This is a genomic window from Bradyrhizobium glycinis, from assembly GCF_016031655.1.
Taxonomy (GTDB): Bacteria; Pseudomonadota; Alphaproteobacteria; order Rhizobiales; family Xanthobacteraceae; genus Bradyrhizobium; species Bradyrhizobium glycinis.
Genome location: NZ_JACCHQ010000027.1, coordinates 40,090 through 56,674, shown reverse-complemented (window position 1 = coordinate 56,674; position 16,585 = coordinate 40,090). Strand labels below are relative to the sequence as shown.

Genomic DNA, 16,585 nt, shown 5'->3' with positions numbered 1-16,585 from the left:
CCGCGTCAGATGGTCTCAGCGTGTTCTAGGCTCTAGACAAGGCCAAGGAATGGTAGGGTCGTCCCGCCATGCGCCAGCATACCCCTTCTGGAACGCAACGGAGGCGCCGAAGAACTCAAGAGACATGCGCGACATTTGGTGGCTTCGTGGCGGGGGGCGGTAATTACCGCGCGTCCGCGGACCATATTTCGCAAAAGGTCAGCCACATCATGATCCGAACGTAAGGTGCCGGCGCAATTGTCATTCCGCTAAGGCCGATTCCGCGCGCCTATTCGGGGATCCGGGCGATGCAAGGTATAGCCCGCTCAAGGTCTGGACTTCACGTGCCACGTCTTTCTCAGTTTCCAAGATGGTAGTTGAGTTGCGAGAGGGCTACGCTTGCGACGTCGACGGTTAGGAGCAAACACAGACTTGAGGCTGCCGCCGAGAGGAGCTCTACATTTCATACGCGCGGTCACTGGTGCCGCGACACCCGCGCAAATGGCCCTGTTGCATTTCCTCCCGATGTCATGATTGCTTCACGCATTTACCGGCGAACCACAAATCGGACTACAAACCGATATTCTGAGGGTTGATTTTCGCGAAATCACAGTTGGTACGACACTTGCTAGTCGTCCAGGACCCTCCTTCTGGAGATGCGCATGCAAAGTATCCTCTGCATCAAGCAAGCCTCGCGACTGTGCGTACCGCCCGTTGCGCCTTCGAGGTGGCCATTTTCTCCCCCTTCGATTCATTCGCGCCGGACCTGCCGGACGGCTTCGCTGAGACGCCGGGCGAGGATGCGAGGAGTACGGCTTCGGGTATTGCGCATTGCTCATCGATCGCATCCCCGACGCCGTCACAGGGAGGAAGTTCTGCCAACAATAGGCGATGGCAATTCGCAAGATGGGGAGGAAACATGACGCTCCTGTCGTCTTCATCGGCGAGCAAACAATGGATACCGAGCACGCGCGGGTCAAGTCCGTCACCGCGAGGGGCATCGGCGTCCTCTGCTTTCTCTGTATCGCTGAGTTCAGTGCCCAGGATCTCCTCGTGCGCGCCCTGCAGACAAAGAGAAGCGTTGTCCGGACAGAACCCCTCGATGGCACAGGCCATCAACACGGATGAGGGCGCGGTGATCCCCGATCTGGCCAGCCCGTCATCGACGAGCTGGACCGATTACTTTGCATTTGCAAGGGCGCTCCGATCACGGCGTGCCGCTCAGCTGGGACCAGGGATGGCCGCGGCATTTCGGCTGTTTGATGTGACGATCAAGCCGACGCATCCGGCGGCGGGGCAACGACTTGGCGAGCGGTCTGACGCACCGGGCGAGCGCTCAGAATTCACAAAGAACACACGCAAGAGTTCAGGCCATGGAACGGCTCTTTAGCTTCACGGAATGTGCGAACCAGACCCGTTCGCTCAAAGCGTTGTTCGAGCTCCTTGTAAGCTGTGCCACCGAAGAAGGATTTAGTGAGGTCGCTTACGGCGCTCTCAACTTCATCGAGCCCCTGGCGGAGTATCCACCTCCGACCGTGGCTGTGAAGTGGCCGGCAGACTGGTGCGATCGATACTTCAAACGCAAGTACCATACTATTGATCCAGTGGTGCGGCGGACGCCAATGCACAAGCGGCCGTTTTTGTGGGATCAACTTGCCGACCACTACCAACTACAACCAGACGAGAGACGCGTACTGGACGAAGCGAGAGAGGCGGGCCTGAAACATGGTATGAGCGTGCCATTGTTCGGCCCGTTGGGTCGGATATCTGTGGTATCGTTTGCATCTCCATCCGAAGACGCTGACCCTCAGGACCGCATCGGTCATCTTAACGCGCTGGCTTGCCTCTTTCATACCGCCTATGGCGAGATCGCTCCTCCCTCCAATAGTGAGTGCGACCGGAAAGTCGCACTATCGCAGCGGGAGCTCAGCTGCATGCGATGGGCGGCAGAGGGGAAATCGTCATGGGAAATTGGAAGGATACTCGGAGTCAGCGAGAATACTGTCAATTTTCACATGAAGAATGCGATGCGAAAGCTGGATGCGACCAGCCGGATTCAAGCGATCGTTACGGCTATTCGCCTCGATGTTCTTTGAATTCATCAGTCGAACGGAACGAGCACCAACGTCCCATTTTTGCAAGGACCCTCAACGACGTGGAATCGACTGATCTGGTCTGCTAACGTGGAGCGAGGCGTTTTCGCTCCATCCAGCTGGTGACCCGGCCTTTAGCGGAGCTCGCCTGCTGCTTCGGAAGTGCGACAGGAATGCGCGGCAGAGGAGCGTCTGAAGAAAGAGCCCCGACCCTGGTCGGGGCTCCAGATTGAAACAAGCGCGTGGAGATCACCATTTGGCAAACGCCGGACCAAACTTGTAATTGAGACGTGCCGTGATGAGATCGACGTCCTGGTGGACGCGATCGGTGCCAACAGGGGTTGGGGAGCTTGCGTTGCTGGGCTGCATGAACAGGTGGGCATCCTCGACGCCAGCTGACCGGTGCGGGTGTGATGCTGACTTCGGCACCGGCGCCCAGCGCACCGCCCCAACGCACGTCATTGCTTTTGGCAAGCTCAGTGCCAGTCGCCACCAAGTCGATGTGATAGGTTGCTGTCACCGCAGCACCACCCTTGGTGTAAAGCAGCACAGTATCGAACGCGTAGCCGATATGATCGGTGAGCAGACCGGATGCATGTGTCTTGGTGCCATTGGCGATTGCTGGGAAGGCGGTGCTGACGTTGGAGCCGCTGAAGTCAGCCCAGTTGCCCTCTATGCCATAGACCATTTTGAAGATGTACCAACGAAAGCCATCTGCTCGCCAATAGTGGCGCCAGCTGAATTATGGCAACCTCGGCAGTGACGCCATTGAAATCCCAGCAATTGTGGCTCGTGCCCCAGCCGCCATTGACAACGATATAGTAGCCGGACAGATCGAAATCGGGGCTGCGACCAAGAGCGGGGGTGCCTTGATCTTGACGTGCTGCTCGGAGAGGTCCGTGCCGAATGCGGGAGCTGCCGCACTGAGTGCGCCGATGCTTGCGGTCAGAACGAGAAAATTCTTCGTTCGGGTGTTGTTTCCCTACGCCCCGGCGGCGTACGTTCAACAATAAGGTCGCCAATTGCTGTAACCGGGGCACAACACGTCTTCGAAAGAAAGGGTGCAATCGCACGCCGCGTTAGATTGCGAAGCGCGCAACGTGCGATGCGCAGCCTCGAGGAATGGGTCGGCCTGAAGTGGCAACTTCGACGTTGCGCGAGCGCGTATCGAACCAAAGTCGGGCGGCATGCCTTTTCTCGGCGCCGGCGAATGGCGGCTGACCCGGCTCGTCGCTGATGCGCTTCGAGTTTCAGCTTAGTGGTGTGTGGGTTCGCCGAAGAGCCGCACTGACAACAGCGGTCGGGAATGTGCTCCTCTTCGGCGGGGCGGAACATGAGTGGAGGACGGTTAGCTCGAACACGCCTCTGACCCTGTTGTTTTCACCAGATCCCCAAGAGCCTTAACGAACCCAGCCATCTGCCAGTAGATGCAAGCTCCTTATCGCTGGGTCGGCGCCAGTTCAGCCCTCAAATTACGTATCGCCTCGTTTGCCAAATCTAGTGTATTCCGTTCGCCGTTCCTTATCGAACACTCAAGGACAGTTCGCAACCGGCTATGAAGGACCGTTTTGAGATTGTGCGCCAGCAACGGGTCTTTCTCGACAAATCGCCAAGCCTTATCAAATACGACGCTCACGGTAGCATCTGACACCCGCGTTTGCTCTGGTAAGAACTGACTCATCTCAACACTCCTCAACGCTCAGATACAAGAAAGCTCTTGCCGCTAACCGAGGGCTTGTGGCTTGTCCCCGCAAGGTAAGATGCGGGATCAGCAGCCCGCTTGCGTATCGATCTGCTCTCAGCGCTGCAATGACGTATATAGATGCTTGTTGAACTTCCGATGACCAAACTTGGTATTCCAAGGCAAGTTCGATAGATTATGAAACACCAGAAATGAGCGCGCGTAGTTCGCGCGCGTCGTTGCCACCGTGCTCTTTTTGCTTGGCATGGTCACATTTGCGGATCTTCTTCTTACGATCGGAAGAATTATTCGTTCTAGTCGTAAAAGTGCTTGAGTTGTCCTTTTTGGACCGATGTGGCGTATTCCGAACGCTGCTCGTTTGCTTGACATGATTCCGCGGCCCGTCATCCCGTTGGACCCTGCGCATCGCGTCCAGCTCTCCGTGAGGAGGTTTCTGCTCCAGGTGAGTCCGCGCGATGTCTGATGCGCATGGGCTGGGTTGCGCTTCCCAGCTGCTAGCTTTTGGAGTAGGCCGCAGGTCATTCAAGGCCTTGAGCAAACGTAGCGGTGTCATCTCCGGCGCGAGCCGGGTAATAAGGCGCACCTGCCACGAACTGTGGGGGGCGAGCAGTTGGGAAAAAACGGCGGAAAGGCGTCACTTACGGGGACGATGAGCCCTCGACCCCAAGCCGTCGATCGCAAGTGAGTACGGCTCGTCGCATGCATCTCGGCCAGCGATAATGCGCTCCGCCATCTGCCTGAAGAAGCCAGCGAAATGTCATTCCGCTGCTGCACGTGCCAGAATTAGCTTGGCGATTGTGATTTTGTTGGCGGGAGTTCGCAGCGCTATCGGTAATGCCGCCACTGCCTGGTCGAGAAGGCGTCCCAAAACTTGCAGGTCTTCTGGGTAGTAAACGCCAAGATCTTGCGACAGTCGCCCCACCCGCCGGCCGACGGCATGGCGACGGGTCCTGGTATCGCCGAGCTGACCAAGCTCTAGTTCCGCCGCAATCATCTGATCTGTGAGTGCGTTAAGGAGTCGGATAGCTTCGACCTCGTTGCCTTCCTCGCGTATGAGGGCGGCCACGATGTCGAGCTGCAGGTCGACGCGATCCTCGAGATCCTGTATGCGTGAATTGGAAGGGTCAAGTTCCACGGTATTGCTCCAAATTACTTAGGTTGATTAGCGGTTGTTCGTTCTTTCTGGTCGCGAGACGGCAGACGCGGCGAAAGGCTTCATCCCGTCTCTGCCGAGCCCTTTGGTTACAGCTGGTCCACCACGCTGCAAGCAATCCGGCCGCAGTTGCTGAAGATGGCTCGTTAGCGGCCCCAGAACCGGACTCCTCACCACACCGGAGAATGGTGCGCCAGCCCATGCGAGGCAACCCAACACCACCATGATCCGCTACATACGTTGCGCTTTCCCGTAGCGGTCCTTGGCTAGAGATGATGCCTGGCAAGCTGAACGCGCGGATCGACTTTTGGAAGCTGCGCGTGCTGAGATCGACAGGTAGATCGCGCGCGGCCGCCGCCCGTTCAAATGGTGATGTAGGAAGCGCTGACGAGGCATAACCGCGTAATACGATCGAGGAGAGTCGGCGCATAGCATGACATGGCGTGTGCGCACGGCACGCCGACGAAAACTGACCACGCGAGCGGGGTGAGAATCTGCGATCACAAGCTAGGGAGGTGGGTAAGATTGCGAGGCTGGTCTCATCACACGGATCGATATCAGTGCCTCGTCTTAGGCTGGAGGATATGTGTCTTGTACTCGGGCAGTCCCATAGCTGACTGCATTGCTTTGTCTGCAGGCCGGCGCAGCGGCGGATTGTCGACGCTGGCCGCTTGGTCAGGGCCACAAGTCCATCCCGCGCCGCTGCAGAGGGGAGTCTCCCTGCCCAAACCCTATGTCGCGCACGCATTTTCCCTGGCCGAGCAGTTTGCGTAAGAGCCGGCCTTCTTGCACAGCTTTAGCGTGATGGGAAAGAGGGAGGCGGCAGTGCGGTAGATTGGGCGGCCGCCGCTGCGATCGGCTATCCCACTGCATTTGCGCCACACCTGCGTCGACTTCAAAGATTGAGGAGTGTCGTTGCGGATGCAGCCACGAGAAGCGTCAAGTGGTCTGTGACTATGCTGAAAGCAAAGATGATACATTGTCACACAAGAGCCGTGAAATGTGCTTCCCGGAAACCGGCGATCGAGTTATGGGGTATTTGGCTGAAATTGGTAAAATCGAAAGTGTTGATAGCAATGCATTCAGTTCGTGGATAGCGCGCGCGACTAGTCTCATCCTCTAAACCGGTTAATTAGTGTTTGCCGCCGACTTGGTTTCAGTGACCTTAATGCTTTCAGCGAGCCTGCTGATTCGTTGATGGCCTGCTAAGATTTAAAATACAAGGTCGCGACGTTGACCGTGTGGCTGGCGCATTGAGCTTGCTCGGATGTAGGTGCTATCACAGCGGACGTTTGCACCGTCCATCCCGGCAATCTTGCCGTTGCCGACGTGGACGGCACCGCCGCCAATTCCGCCTGTGCCGACCAAACTCATTGCGTAAAAAACGCTCACTACGAGGAAATTCCCTTCGGAAGCAGAGTTTCATCCGCTGAAGTAAGAAGAAGTGCGGCCAAAAGATGAGGCGGACATCACTGCCGTTGAGGCTGACGATCGCCTTCGCCCAACGCTAACAAGCAGCCAAAATCGCAACCAGACTCGAAGAACCTCGTGCGCGGGGCTCCTTGCCAAGCATCACTGCCAAATGTAGACGGTCCGCCAAAGCGATCGAGGATTTCCGCTTTGATTGCGGTTGCCGTGTGCAGGGAAATCTCCAGCGGAAGGTTTCCAAATGCACTGAAAGAAAGTAGTTGGCACCTGCCCCTTCCATATGGCGAACGAAGAAGCAGAAACGTCCACGCCGACGCGACCTAGCTCAATCGTACAGGGACGCTTCAGAGATCCTGTGCCTGCGAGCTGGCTCAGCTCGGCACGGCGACTACTTGTCAATCATTGGATGCAGCGTCTCGTTCAGGTCGACATCGGGTAATTCTGCTAGAGCTGCAACGAACGCGACGAACGCTACGAAAGCAGCAAGTATAAGGGAGCTTGCGAGTATCGCTGCTCCAGCGTGCTGAGGGCATCTCATCATCTGTGTCACTTTGGGCTCGGGGAAGGGGCGTCGACGCCAATCAGTTCTATTCGAGAGTCTCAACACGGCCGTCGCGCCAGCGGCAAACCAGAAAACCAGGAACAGCATTGTGGTTCGTTGTGCCGATCCGAACTGGCCCAACCACGGTCTTGATCGCCAATGAACGAAGTGCGCTTGCGGCGCGCTCAGCATTGAGAGAGCCGGTCCGGTTCATCTCCCCTGGCCATGCTTTCACGGCGGCATAGGCGCGTCGTGCCTTCAGCGGACAGGCTGGACGCTTGAGTCCGGCCCTCGCCGGCGCATTGGCAGTCCTGGCGGGGCCGACATGAAGTCAAAGACTGTGCCATCTCCAGCGCTGCTTGTAATGTCGAAGAATTCAGAGGTCATCAAGGTATCGCTCACCGTGACGATGCGGCCGCCCTGCTTCGGATGGCCGGTGTATGAATAAGCGATTTCAGTATGACAGCCGGCGATATACACGGTGCGGACCCCATCCTTCTCCATTCTTGAGACCAGCGCTGTGAAGTCCGTTTCGCCGGCTACGTAGCTTTGCCGAATGACATGTTGCCCCAACATTTCAAGCTGTGACTCAACCAGGTCGGCGACAAACGTGCCCGTGGTGCCCCTGTCGCCGAGCACTGCGATCTTGTCGTTAGGGAAGTTTCTGTGAATGTACTCAGCGGCGGCGGCGCCATGTTGGCCGTGGCGGCTGCAGATCCGAAACACGATCTGAAGGCTGCGTTCTGTTAACCGAGGAATTGTCGAGTTAAATGACAGCTGAACGATGCCTGCTTCGACGTAGAGTCCGGAAACCGCGACCGACAAAGAGGAACAAGAATGGTCAATGACCATCCGTAGCCGCCCTGTTGCGAACCTATTCGCGATTGCGACAGCTTGGCTCGGGTCGCAGGCGGAGTAGGCGACGCTTGAGATCATCCTGAGATCGGGAAGTCGCCCCGAGGCGTTCAACACCTCGATCGCGGCAGCCGCAGAGTCGCGCGTTTGCAAGCCCAACACAGCGCTCTTTCCGTTCATTGGCCCAGTCATGGCAATATTGACCTCGGAGCCGCGCGCAGCCGAGGCAAGGGCCCAGAAGAGAAGCGCTGCACTCGCGGCAGAAGCATAATGCCTATTCAACATTGCTGAGCTCCCAATGCTCACATGAAGTGACACGCCAGCAGCTGTAACCAGGCGAGCCTATAGGTTGAAGTCACCGGTCACGCGAAGCGTGCGTTAGGGCGGCCAGATTGCGATCAGGGTAGAGTCTACAATGTGACGTTACGTGCGGTTCAAGGCCCGTTTGTAGGGAATCTCGATAAGGCGTCGTCGGGGAGACTCGGATTGTCGAGGTCCGTTAGATTTGTCCGGTCCAATCCGAGATCTGCCGGCCGGCATCAGAGCCGCCGATCAACCACAGTACGGCTGATCCTCCAACCCCCCAAGGGCACGATCGAGATATTGCATGAGGCGGGGATCCCAACCAGCCAGACTACGGGGGGCGCTCAATCGGGCAAGTACCTTCAAGATGATCGAAACGCGTGAATCAGCGCCGGAGATTTCGCTGATCAGCAGGCGCGCCGCAGTCGCGACAGCCTTTGCCCGCTCGCCGCAAGGGTGCTCGCCCCGATCCATGCAATCCCGCAAGTCGTCGCGGATCCGCCGCCACCGCTCCTCGCGATCTGCAGCAAGCTTGCAGGTGCATCGGGATGTCTGACTGCGCGTCTCGACCCGCGACATGGCATTCAGGGTGGCAGGCAGCTCGTCTACACTTACCTGGGTCTGACTGTCGATGGTCATGTTACGAAGACGATCTCGCAACAGAGTTGCTCGAGCGACTTGAAGTTCTATCCGCTCTAGATGTTTGCGCAGCAGGTCAGTGAGTGAGGTCGTTCCCTCCATAGCTTTGCGAATCTCGACAAGGGAGAAACCAAGCTCTCGTAGAGCCCGAATCTGGTGAACCCGTTGAACGCTTTCGCGATCGTACATCCGGTGGCCACCGTCAGTACGCTCTGAGGCGGCTAGGAGCCCCGTGTGTTCATAATGGTGCAGCGTGCGTACCGTTACTCCGGTCGCCTCTGCAAGTTCGCCAATGCGCCATCGACGCCTTCGTGGTGTAGCTTTGCTCATGGTGTTCAATTTCAAAGCCTACAACCTAACGTCACGTATGATTCAAGCGATTTCAAAGCTCTAGCCGCGTCGTCTTCCATTCCGGCGCGAGAGTGGTGACTATCCTCAGAATGGCGGGGGATCAACCCTGAGGGCGAATAGCGATCAACAAGTTCGTCAGGTATGCCAGTTGAGCGTCGCCAGAAGCTGTACGCTCCAGGATCAGCTTGGCGATAGCTGTGCGATTTTCCGGATTTCGCATCGATGGGGGTAGCGCGTTGACCGCGCCATCATAAAGGCGTCCCAGCGCGGAAAGCTCTTCCGGATCGTACACCCCAGTACATTTTTGCAACGTTGGGCTCCCTGTTTGTCGTGGCGTCAGGGCATCGCACGCCGTCAAGACGTTTGGCTGCGGTGGGGCTAAAAGAAGTCAGACCAGCGGTATGAAGCGATGAAGACGCGATGTACTCCAGAGCGATGCGACTGAGCAACATGCGAGCGCAACGATAGCTTTCGATAGCGCAAGAGTTGTCGCCATATGCATCGCCAATGCCCCCCACGCTCACCGCGCGTGGTGAGATCTCTTCCGAGGAAGCTGAACCGTCAGGCTTATCGTGAGCCACTACCGATTCTGAGGGGGTGACAACGACAGCCCCGTGGTTAATCCTGCTGTATCAAGGCAGTGCACCTGGCGGCCTGATTGCGGCCGTGCCTAGCTGTCTCTGACGCCAAACCACTAGTCCAGTTGCCGCCCGCATGTCGAGCCTAATGCCAACCTGCGGAAGAGTTACACAAGGTGGTCGTGACAGCGTTGCGCTGCGGCGATCCCATTGAGCACCGACGTGTTTGAGTGAGGCGTGCCTCGAACCGTTCGTTGGGGTATGACGTTCGCGGACCTTGCGTACGTCCTTACGACGACGGCGAGCCAGATCGCGCGAATACGTTGGCGGCATCCGCTGGTTCCAAACTGCGGATCATGGACGGCTCTTGTGCGGTAGCCATGCGGGTAGCCTCCTGCAATAGTATCTCTCGCATCCAGAGGCTTTCTGGGTCGCTGTCGTGAAGCACGGGCCATTGGACCGCCTCAGTGAAGGCGGGGAATAGCTGAGGAAGCTCGGCAATCCGAAGAGGCATCGTGTTTTGATAATGCTTTGCGAGCCTTAGTGGCATCGTTCCTATGCGGTTCGTGCCTAGCAGCAGCGGCGGAATCATGCTGAAGCTCTGCACGAGAACCTCGATACGCCGATTGAGGCCGAAATCCAGTAAAAAGGATTCGTCGACCGGCCTCTTGCGCGTACCTCCGAGGTTAACCGCAACGTGGCCCATCGACATATACCGATCGAATGTAAGCCGCCGTAGGAGCTCGTTGTTCGTGCAACAGCCTACGCAGACGAGTCTCTCCTCGAACAGAGCCGCTCTGGGGTGCGCGTTAGACAAGAAGAATTCCGGCAGGATAACAAAATCGACTTCGCCGCGGCGCAGAAGCTCATCGTGCTGAGTGGGCGGCACCAGTTCGAAGCTCACCGCGGGTGCCTCTCGCGCGGCGCGCTCCACGACACTTCGGAAGAGTACGATTGTTGTAAAATCAGAAAGGCCGATCCTGAAGCACCGCTTCGATTGAGCCGGATCGAACGCGGTTCGCGCGATGATTGAGAGCTCGATATGCATCATGGCCTCGCGGACAGGAGCTGCGAGTTCTTCCGCGCGTGACGTCGGGACCAGTTCCCGCCCCTTCATCGCAAACAGCTCATCACGAAAATAAGTGCGAAGCCGGGCAACGGCCGCGCTCATCGCCGGCTGACTTAGGTTAATCTTGCGTGCCGCTGCCGTGAGGTTGCGCTCAGTCATTAGAGCATCCAGCGCCACGAGAAGATTCAGATCCAAGCCTTTGAAACGCATGTCTTCATATCCAACAGAAACAAGCTTGCGTGCATCTAGCGAGCGGCTACGGCTGAGCCTGAAGCGGTTTTGTTGCTTCTCCCGAATCGGATCTACCGTGAGATCGCGCGAAAACGCTCGCGAAATGATCGCAAGAACGGCAAGCAGGCGGTAGCTGGACCACCAGCGGTCAGAAACCAACAGGAGTTCCGAAGCAGATCGATCTCGCCGCTTCCGTAGAGCTTCGCAACACCCCTGGTCAGTTCGTTAGTGTCAGGCCGGCGCCGTGAGCTCGCCAAAGCGCCCCGTCAACGGGATTCGTAGCGTACGTTAGTTGCGAGGGCGAACCTACAACCTGACGCAGTGTGGGGTTCAAGCGATTTTATTAGGTAGGAAAAGCACATTGCACTGGAATGTGCGTGCGCGATATCGCCGGGCGTCACCTGTTTGCAATCCAAGCGCGTCAAACCGCAACTCCGCCATCAGAACGCTCACACCAGGAAAGTCTTTGCAATCGATTGCCGCCCAGCTGCGGCCTCGAATAGCTCGCGCCTTAGAGGTCCAAACAAGTAAGCCGGCGAGCACACTGAAAGGACTTAGTAGCGTATTTAAAACGTCCCGAGAGCGGCTTTCTGGTGAGCCTAGCAACCGCTGCGAGGGGGAGGCTTCCGATGCCCAGACGCCATGTTTGATGCCTCCTCCAGCAATATCCGTCTCATCCAAATGCTTGCCGGGTCGGTATTGTGGGACGCAGGCCATTGCACCGCTTCGGTAAATTTGGGCAAGGCTACCGGAGGTTCGACGATCCGCAGTGGCATCAGCTTCTCGAAGTGTCTGGCGAGCCGTAATGGCATCGTGCCGATGCGGCTCGTGTCCAACAATATCGGCGGAATTAGGCTAAAGCCCTGCACCACGACCTCAATGCGTCTCTTCAGGCCGTGCTCAAGCAAAAACCATTCTTCCAGGTTTGGTCTCAGCGGCCGTCCGAACTGGGCCGTAACGTGCCCCATCGAACTGTATGTCTCGAACGTAAGCTGCCGCGATAGCTGCTTGTTCGTAGGACATGCCACGCATACCATGGTCTCGTCAAAAAGCGTCGCCTTAGGGTGCGCGCTCGACATGAACACTTCCGGCAGTATGAGGAAGTCCACCTCGCTCCGGCGGAGTAGCTCATCGGGTTCATCCGAGAATGGCAGCAATTCGAAGCGTACCGCAGGGGCTTCTTTTGCAATACGGTCCATGATTCTTCGGAAAAAAACGATTGTCATGAAATCGGAGAGAATAATCCTGAAGCGTCGGCTCGACTGGGTCGGATCGAACGCGTCCCGCGATATGATCGAGAGTTGGATGTGCAGCAGGGTCTCACGAACCGGACCTGCAAGCGCCTCCGCCCCAGGTGTCGGGACGAGTTCGCGACCTCTCATGGTAAACAGTTCATCGCGGAAATAGGTGCGCAGCCGCCCGATCGCGGCGCTCATAGCGGGCTGGCTCAGGTTAATCTTGCGCGCCGCCGCCGTGAGGTTGCGCTCCGTCATCAGAGCATCGAGCGCAACGAGAAGATTTAGATCAAGTCCCTTGAACCGCATGTCGTGAGTCTATCCATCGTGTGGATGTGTTCTATCAAAACAATCGATTTTACCAAATTGCGGGATGTTGGATAGCAAACATCAGTTTAGAAGATTAATCAGGCATACCAAGATGGCTGCTGGTCGCTCCAGGGCTCAGACTGAAACTCCTGGACGCGCGAGCATCCGCCATATTCGTTGCGAGGGCGGCATTACGCGTGCCGTGCGGGCCACGCTGGATCTTCTTGGTGTGAAGCGCGCTCGATCCGACGCCCGCCGCATAAACGTTCGTATGCGTATCTCATCCGTTTCCATATCGGTGGTTTACCGGCGTACACTTGAGAGCGCGTTCAACCTCATTCTACGTTCACGACATAGCGGCAGGCGCGGATTGCGGATGCCAAGTAATGCCGGCGACTCTCAGGGCTCGCCTCTCCACCGCATTTGGGGCGTGTCGAAGATGCATAAAAAACAGATTGATCTGATGCCACTCCGACGCGCCATTGAGGCTCCTCGCATCGATAGCCTGACCTCAGACGTCAAAGCGTCGACAGCGGCACGGGACGTGGTGGAAAAGTTCATGCCGGGGGACAGGTTCTGGGTCGTCCAATCACCTCGTCGGCATCTTTCGACATATCTCGGGCGGGGCATTGGCCGGATGACGATTTCGAATCGTGGGGTCGCTTCGTCTGAAACAAAGGCGCATCGCGCGGTGCAAGAGTGCGGTGCCGAGCTGCGAGCGGGCATGGCGCGGCATTTCAGCATTGGTCAGCGGGTCGCCGAGTAGCGAGTTCACGTGTCCATCTCCGCTCCTATTTTCGCTGGCGCAAGGAAGCCCGCCATGAACATCGTCGTATCCCCGACTGGCCCTTCTTCGCGCGCTAAAGTGCAGTGGACCCGTCGCTGGGAAAACGAACTGCAACTCGCCGATCATGCCGAGCTCGCCGAGTTCTTCCGCAACAGTTACGGGCCGACCGGAGCGTTCAATGCGCAGCCATTTGAGGGCAATCGGAGTTGGGCCGGTGCAAGACCTGAAGTCCGCGTCATCGGTTACGACGCGCGCGGGATAGCCGCTCACCTCGGGCTACTGCGCCGCTTCATCAAGGTTGGTGGGGTCGATCTCCTCGTGGCCGAACTCGGGCTGTATGCGGTGCGTCCGGATCTTGAAGGGCTGGGAATTAGCCACGCTATGCGCGTGACGTATCCCTTACTGCACGAGGTTGGGGTTCCATTCGGCTTTGGCACGGTTCGGCCCGCGCTTGAGAGACATATGACTCGGCTGGTCGGAAGGCAGGGGCTTGCTACCCTCATGTCTGGCATTCGCGTCCGCTCCACGCATGTGGATGTCTATCCCAATTTATCGCCGATCCGGATCGAAGACGTGATCGTGGTGGTGTTCCCGGTTGGACGCTCGATTAGCGAGTGGCCGACCGGGACGATCATCGATCGTAACGGGCCTGAGCTGTGAACAAGCTTGTCCCGCCATCCGCTGTGCGCTGCGACTACGCTGACGTGAGCGGCAGCCGCCCTATCTATTTGACCTTCGACGACGGGCCAAATCCATTTTGCACGCCAGAGGTGCTCGATGTGCTTTCGCGACATGGCGTTCCAGCGACATTCTTCGTGATTGGCACGTACGCAACCGAGCAACCTGAACTCATTCGACGAATGATCGCAGAAGGGCACGAGGTCGCGAACCACACGATGACGCATCCGGATCTATCCAGATGCGGACCTGCGGAGATACGCGACGAAGTGCTGAAGGCGAGCGAGGCGATCCGTTCCGTGTGCCCGCAGGCCTCTCCCAGGCACATGCGAGCACCTTACGGCATATGGACACGAGAGGTGCTCGCTATGTCAGCGAGCGCTGGTCTCACAGCGGTACACTGGTCGGTTGATCCGAGAGATTGGTCCCGCCCCGGGGTCGATGAAATCGTGAATTCAGTGCTGGCCAGCGTTCGGCCAGGTGCGATTGTGCTCCTGCACGACGGATATCCTCCTGATGAGGGGGGACTGTGCACTGAAGCCACGCTGCGTGATCAGACCACGATGGCCCTGTCATACCTGATACCGGCACTACAACGGCGCGGGTTTGTAATTCGTCCGCTCCCTCAACTTCACTGAAAAGAAAACTGAGTACCTATGGACGTTCTCGCCACAACCAGTGCTGTCGCCGTTTCGGCTTATGCGCTGCTCTCGACTATCTACAAGAGCGCGCAAGCGCTTTATGCCCAACCGGTGAATAACTCGTCGCTGCACGACAAACCTGAGGCGGTCCTTCCCAGTGTAGACGTCATCGTGCCGTGCTTCAATGAGGATCCAAACACGCTCGCCGAATGTCTCGAGTCGCTTGCTAATCAAGACTACGCCGGAAAGCTACGCGTTTATGTGGTCGACGACGGGTCAGCAAATCGCGGCCTTGTCGCACCTGTCCACGAAATTTACGCGAACGATCCTAGGTTCAGCGTCATCTTGCTGGCAAACAACGTTGGCAAGCGCAAAGCGCAGATCGCTGCGATACGCAGCTCATCCGGCGATCTCGTGCTCAACGTCGACTCGGATACTATACTTGCTGCTGACGTCGTCACGAAGCTTGCATTGAAGATGCGTGACCCGGAAATCGGCGCGGCCATGGGCCAGTTGATAGCGAGCAATCGCAGCAAAAGCTGGCTGACCAGGCTGATCGATATGGAATACTGGTTGGCGTGCAACGAAGAGCGCGCGGCACAGGCTCGCTTCGGTGCGGTCATGTGCTGCTGCGGCCCATGTGCCATGTATCGCCGCTCCGCGCTCGCTCTCCTGCTTGATCAATACGAAACGCAATTCTTTCGTGGGAAGCCGAGCGATTTCGGCGAGGATCGGCATTTAACGATCCTCATGCTCAAGGCGGGGTTCCGAACCGAATATGTCCCGGACGCGATAGCTGCAACAGTCGTCCCGGACAGCCTTGCGCCATATCTCCGTCAGCAACTCCGCTGGGCGCGCAGCACCTTTCGAGACACGTTTCTTGCATTACGTCTGCTGCCGGAGCTCGATGGCTATCTTACGCTAGACGTTATCGGGCAAAATCTCGGACCATTGCTTCTCGCCCTTTCAGCTTTGGCTGCGCTCGCGCAGCTCGTAATAGGCGGCTCGGTACCCTGGTGGACCGGATTGACGATCGCAGCAATGACGATGGTCCGGTGCAGTGTGGCAGCAGTCCGTGCGCGCGAAGTGCGATTTCTCGGCTTCTCGCTCCATACACCGATTAATATCTTTCTCCTCCTTCCTTTGAAGGCCTATGCGCTTTGTACGTTGGGCAACAGCGATTGGCTATCTCGTAAAGTCGCCAATGTACCGAGCCAAGGGGAAAAGCAGCCCGTCGTCCTGCACCCGAACGCAGGACGAGGTTCTGCAAACAATGCAGGACTGTGTAATACGTTCTCACACGGTCCATCGAGCCTGGTGACGACGGAGAGTGCTCGCGGCCGCGATCGTTTGACTGCCCGACAAAAAGTGGGTGGCTCATGACCTCGGACAAAAACCGTCAGCTGCTAGAGCGAGAGTTGGCCGTCGACGATCCATGGCGCTTCGACAGTAGTTCGTTCGAGCAGGAGCGATACGCGCAAATGCTCACGATGTCCCGTCGCAGCGGAGATGTTGCCTGCGCCCTCGAAGTAGGATGTGCAGCCGGTTCATTCACCGAGATGCTGGCGCCACTCTGCAAGCGACTCACCGTAGTCGATGTCATGCCGCAGGCGATCGAGCGAGCGCAACGACGCACCAGGAAGTGGTCACATATCAAGTGGGTAACCTGCGACATTCAACGATTCTCGACCACTGAGAAGTTCGATTTGATTGTAGTGGCCGAGGTTCTCTACTACCTGAAGGACGTTTTCGAGATGCACGCAGCCATTCGGAACCTGGTGGGCATGCTTGCGCCGAATGGAGCTCTGATTTTCGGGTCCGCACGTGATGCCACGTGTGAACGCTGGCAGCATGCTGCTGGCGCCGAGACGATGATCGCTCTCTTCAACGAGAGTCTATCCGAGGTCGAGCGTCTTCACTGCCACACCGAGTTGCCGAACGAAGATTGCCTGATCGTGAGGTTCCAAAAGCAGGGTCACTCGTCAGAACAATCAAACGTCGGTTGCTAGGTTA

The 16,585-nt window shown here is 57.4% G+C and carries 14 protein-coding genes; 7 read left to right on the top strand and 7 right to left on the bottom strand.

The features are described 5' to 3' along the window. Positions 1–1,081 precede the first annotated feature (1,081 nt). Positions 1,082–1,369 carry a hypothetical protein gene (locus tag HZZ16_RS29835; RefSeq protein ID WP_197953473.1) on the top strand — a complete coding sequence of 96 codons (288 nt, stop codon included), beginning with the start codon at positions 1,082–1,084 and terminating at the stop codon, positions 1,367–1,369. Beyond that, positions 1,353–2,075, top strand: a complete 723-nt coding sequence (locus HZZ16_RS29830; protein WP_197953472.1) for a helix-turn-helix transcriptional regulator — start codon at positions 1,353–1,355, stop codon at positions 2,073–2,075. Before HZZ16_RS29835 ends, HZZ16_RS29830 begins: the two co-directional genes overlap by 17 nt. A gap of 82 nt (positions 2,076–2,157) precedes the next feature. Here the strand turns inward: HZZ16_RS29830 and HZZ16_RS37635 are convergent, their stop codons facing one another. The 7 genes from HZZ16_RS37635 to nodD1 form a co-directional block, all read right to left on the bottom strand. Continuing rightward, positions 2,158–2,760 carry an outer membrane protein gene (locus tag HZZ16_RS37635; protein WP_246510528.1) on the bottom strand — a complete coding sequence of 201 codons (603 nt, stop codon included), beginning with the start codon at positions 2,758–2,760 and terminating at the stop codon, positions 2,158–2,160. A gap of 1,771 nt (positions 2,761–4,531) precedes the next feature. Next, positions 4,532–4,909 carry a NolY gene (locus tag HZZ16_RS29820; protein ID WP_197953470.1) on the bottom strand — a complete coding sequence of 126 codons (378 nt, stop codon included), beginning with the start codon at positions 4,907–4,909 and terminating at the stop codon, positions 4,532–4,534. 2,245 nt (positions 4,910–7,154) lie between these two features. Then, entirely contained in the window at positions 7,155–8,036 is an 882-nt protein-coding gene (locus HZZ16_RS29815) for a branched-chain amino acid ABC transporter substrate-binding protein (protein WP_246510526.1), read from the bottom strand. Positions 8,037–8,303: 267 nt separating this feature from the next. After that, entirely contained in the window at positions 8,304–9,023 is a 720-nt protein-coding gene (locus tag HZZ16_RS38630) for a MerR family transcriptional regulator (RefSeq protein WP_197953469.1), read from the bottom strand. Positions 9,024–9,144: 121 nt separating this feature from the next. Then, positions 9,145–9,354 (bottom strand): hypothetical protein, encoded by a 210-nt coding sequence (locus HZZ16_RS29805; protein WP_197953468.1) that lies wholly within the window; start codon positions 9,352–9,354, stop codon positions 9,145–9,147. A gap of 557 nt (positions 9,355–9,911) precedes the next feature. Beyond that, positions 9,912–10,901 carry a LysR family transcriptional regulator gene (locus HZZ16_RS29800; RefSeq protein WP_197953509.1) on the bottom strand — a complete coding sequence of 330 codons (990 nt, stop codon included), beginning with the start codon at positions 10,899–10,901 and terminating at the stop codon, positions 9,912–9,914. 620 nt (positions 10,902–11,521) lie between these two features. Continuing rightward, complete coding sequence (gene nodD1 / locus HZZ16_RS29795) at positions 11,522–12,466, bottom strand: transcriptional regulator NodD1 (RefSeq protein ID WP_197953466.1); 945 nt, start codon at positions 12,464–12,466, stop codon at positions 11,522–11,524. Between the two features lie 439 nt (positions 12,467–12,905). Between nodD1 and HZZ16_RS29790 the strand changes: the two genes are divergently transcribed. The 5 genes from HZZ16_RS29790 to nodS are packed head-to-tail and all read left to right on the top strand — an operon-like array spanning position 12,906 to position 16,581. Continuing rightward, complete coding sequence (locus HZZ16_RS29790) at positions 12,906–13,232, top strand: hypothetical protein (RefSeq protein ID WP_197953465.1); 327 nt, start codon at positions 12,906–12,908, stop codon at positions 13,230–13,232. Positions 13,233–13,286: 54 nt separating this feature from the next. Further along, positions 13,287–13,913 carry a NodA family N-acyltransferase gene (locus HZZ16_RS29785; RefSeq protein ID WP_197953464.1) on the top strand — a complete coding sequence of 209 codons (627 nt, stop codon included), beginning with the start codon at positions 13,287–13,289 and terminating at the stop codon, positions 13,911–13,913. Then, complete coding sequence (nodB, locus tag HZZ16_RS29780; protein WP_197953463.1) at positions 13,910–14,569, top strand: chitooligosaccharide deacetylase NodB; 660 nt, start codon at positions 13,910–13,912, stop codon at positions 14,567–14,569. The genes HZZ16_RS29785 and nodB overlap by 4 nt, the downstream gene beginning before the upstream one ends. 18 nt (positions 14,570–14,587) lie before the next feature. Beyond that, positions 14,588–15,955 (top strand): chitooligosaccharide synthase NodC, encoded by a 1,368-nt coding sequence (gene nodC, locus HZZ16_RS29775; protein ID WP_197953461.1) that lies wholly within the window; start codon positions 14,588–14,590, stop codon positions 15,953–15,955. Continuing rightward, positions 15,952–16,581 carry a nodulation methyltransferase NodS gene (gene nodS, locus HZZ16_RS29770; protein WP_197953460.1) on the top strand — a complete coding sequence of 210 codons (630 nt, stop codon included), beginning with the start codon at positions 15,952–15,954 and terminating at the stop codon, positions 16,579–16,581. The genes nodC and nodS overlap by 4 nt, the downstream gene beginning before the upstream one ends. Positions 16,582–16,585: the final 4 nt, after the last annotated feature.

Bases quoted from the DNA above. Each gene is read 5' to 3' on its own strand.
- nodS (WP_197953460.1), top strand. From the start codon at position 15,952: ATGACCTCGGACAAAAACCGTCAGCTGCTAGAGCGAGAGTTGGCCGTC.
- HZZ16_RS29835 (WP_197953473.1), top strand. From the start codon at position 1,082: ATGGCACAGGCCATCAACACGGATGAGGGCGCGGTGATCCCCGATCTG.
- nodD1 (WP_197953466.1), bottom strand. From the start codon at position 12,466: ATGCGGTTCAAGGGACTTGATCTAAATCTTCTCGTTGCGCTCGATGCT.
- HZZ16_RS29785 (WP_197953464.1), top strand. From the start codon at position 13,287: ATGAACATCGTCGTATCCCCGACTGGCCCTTCTTCGCGCGCTAAAGTG.
- HZZ16_RS29800 (WP_197953509.1), bottom strand. From the start codon at position 10,901: ATGCGTTTCAAAGGCTTGGATCTGAATCTTCTCGTGGCGCTGGATGCT.
- HZZ16_RS38630 (WP_197953469.1), bottom strand. From the start codon at position 9,023: ATGAGCAAAGCTACACCACGAAGGCGTCGATGGCGCATTGGCGAACTT.
- HZZ16_RS29815 (WP_246510526.1), bottom strand. From the start codon at position 8,036: ATGTTGAATAGGCATTATGCTTCTGCCGCGAGTGCAGCGCTTCTCTTC.
- HZZ16_RS29790 (WP_197953465.1), top strand. From the start codon at position 12,906: ATGCATAAAAAACAGATTGATCTGATGCCACTCCGACGCGCCATTGAG.
- HZZ16_RS37635 (WP_246510528.1), bottom strand. From the start codon at position 2,760: ATGGTCTATGGCATAGAGGGCAACTGGGCTGACTTCAGCGGCTCCAAC.
- nodC (WP_197953461.1), top strand. From the start codon at position 14,588: ATGGACGTTCTCGCCACAACCAGTGCTGTCGCCGTTTCGGCTTATGCG.
- HZZ16_RS29830 (WP_197953472.1), top strand. From the start codon at position 1,353: ATGGAACGGCTCTTTAGCTTCACGGAATGTGCGAACCAGACCCGTTCG.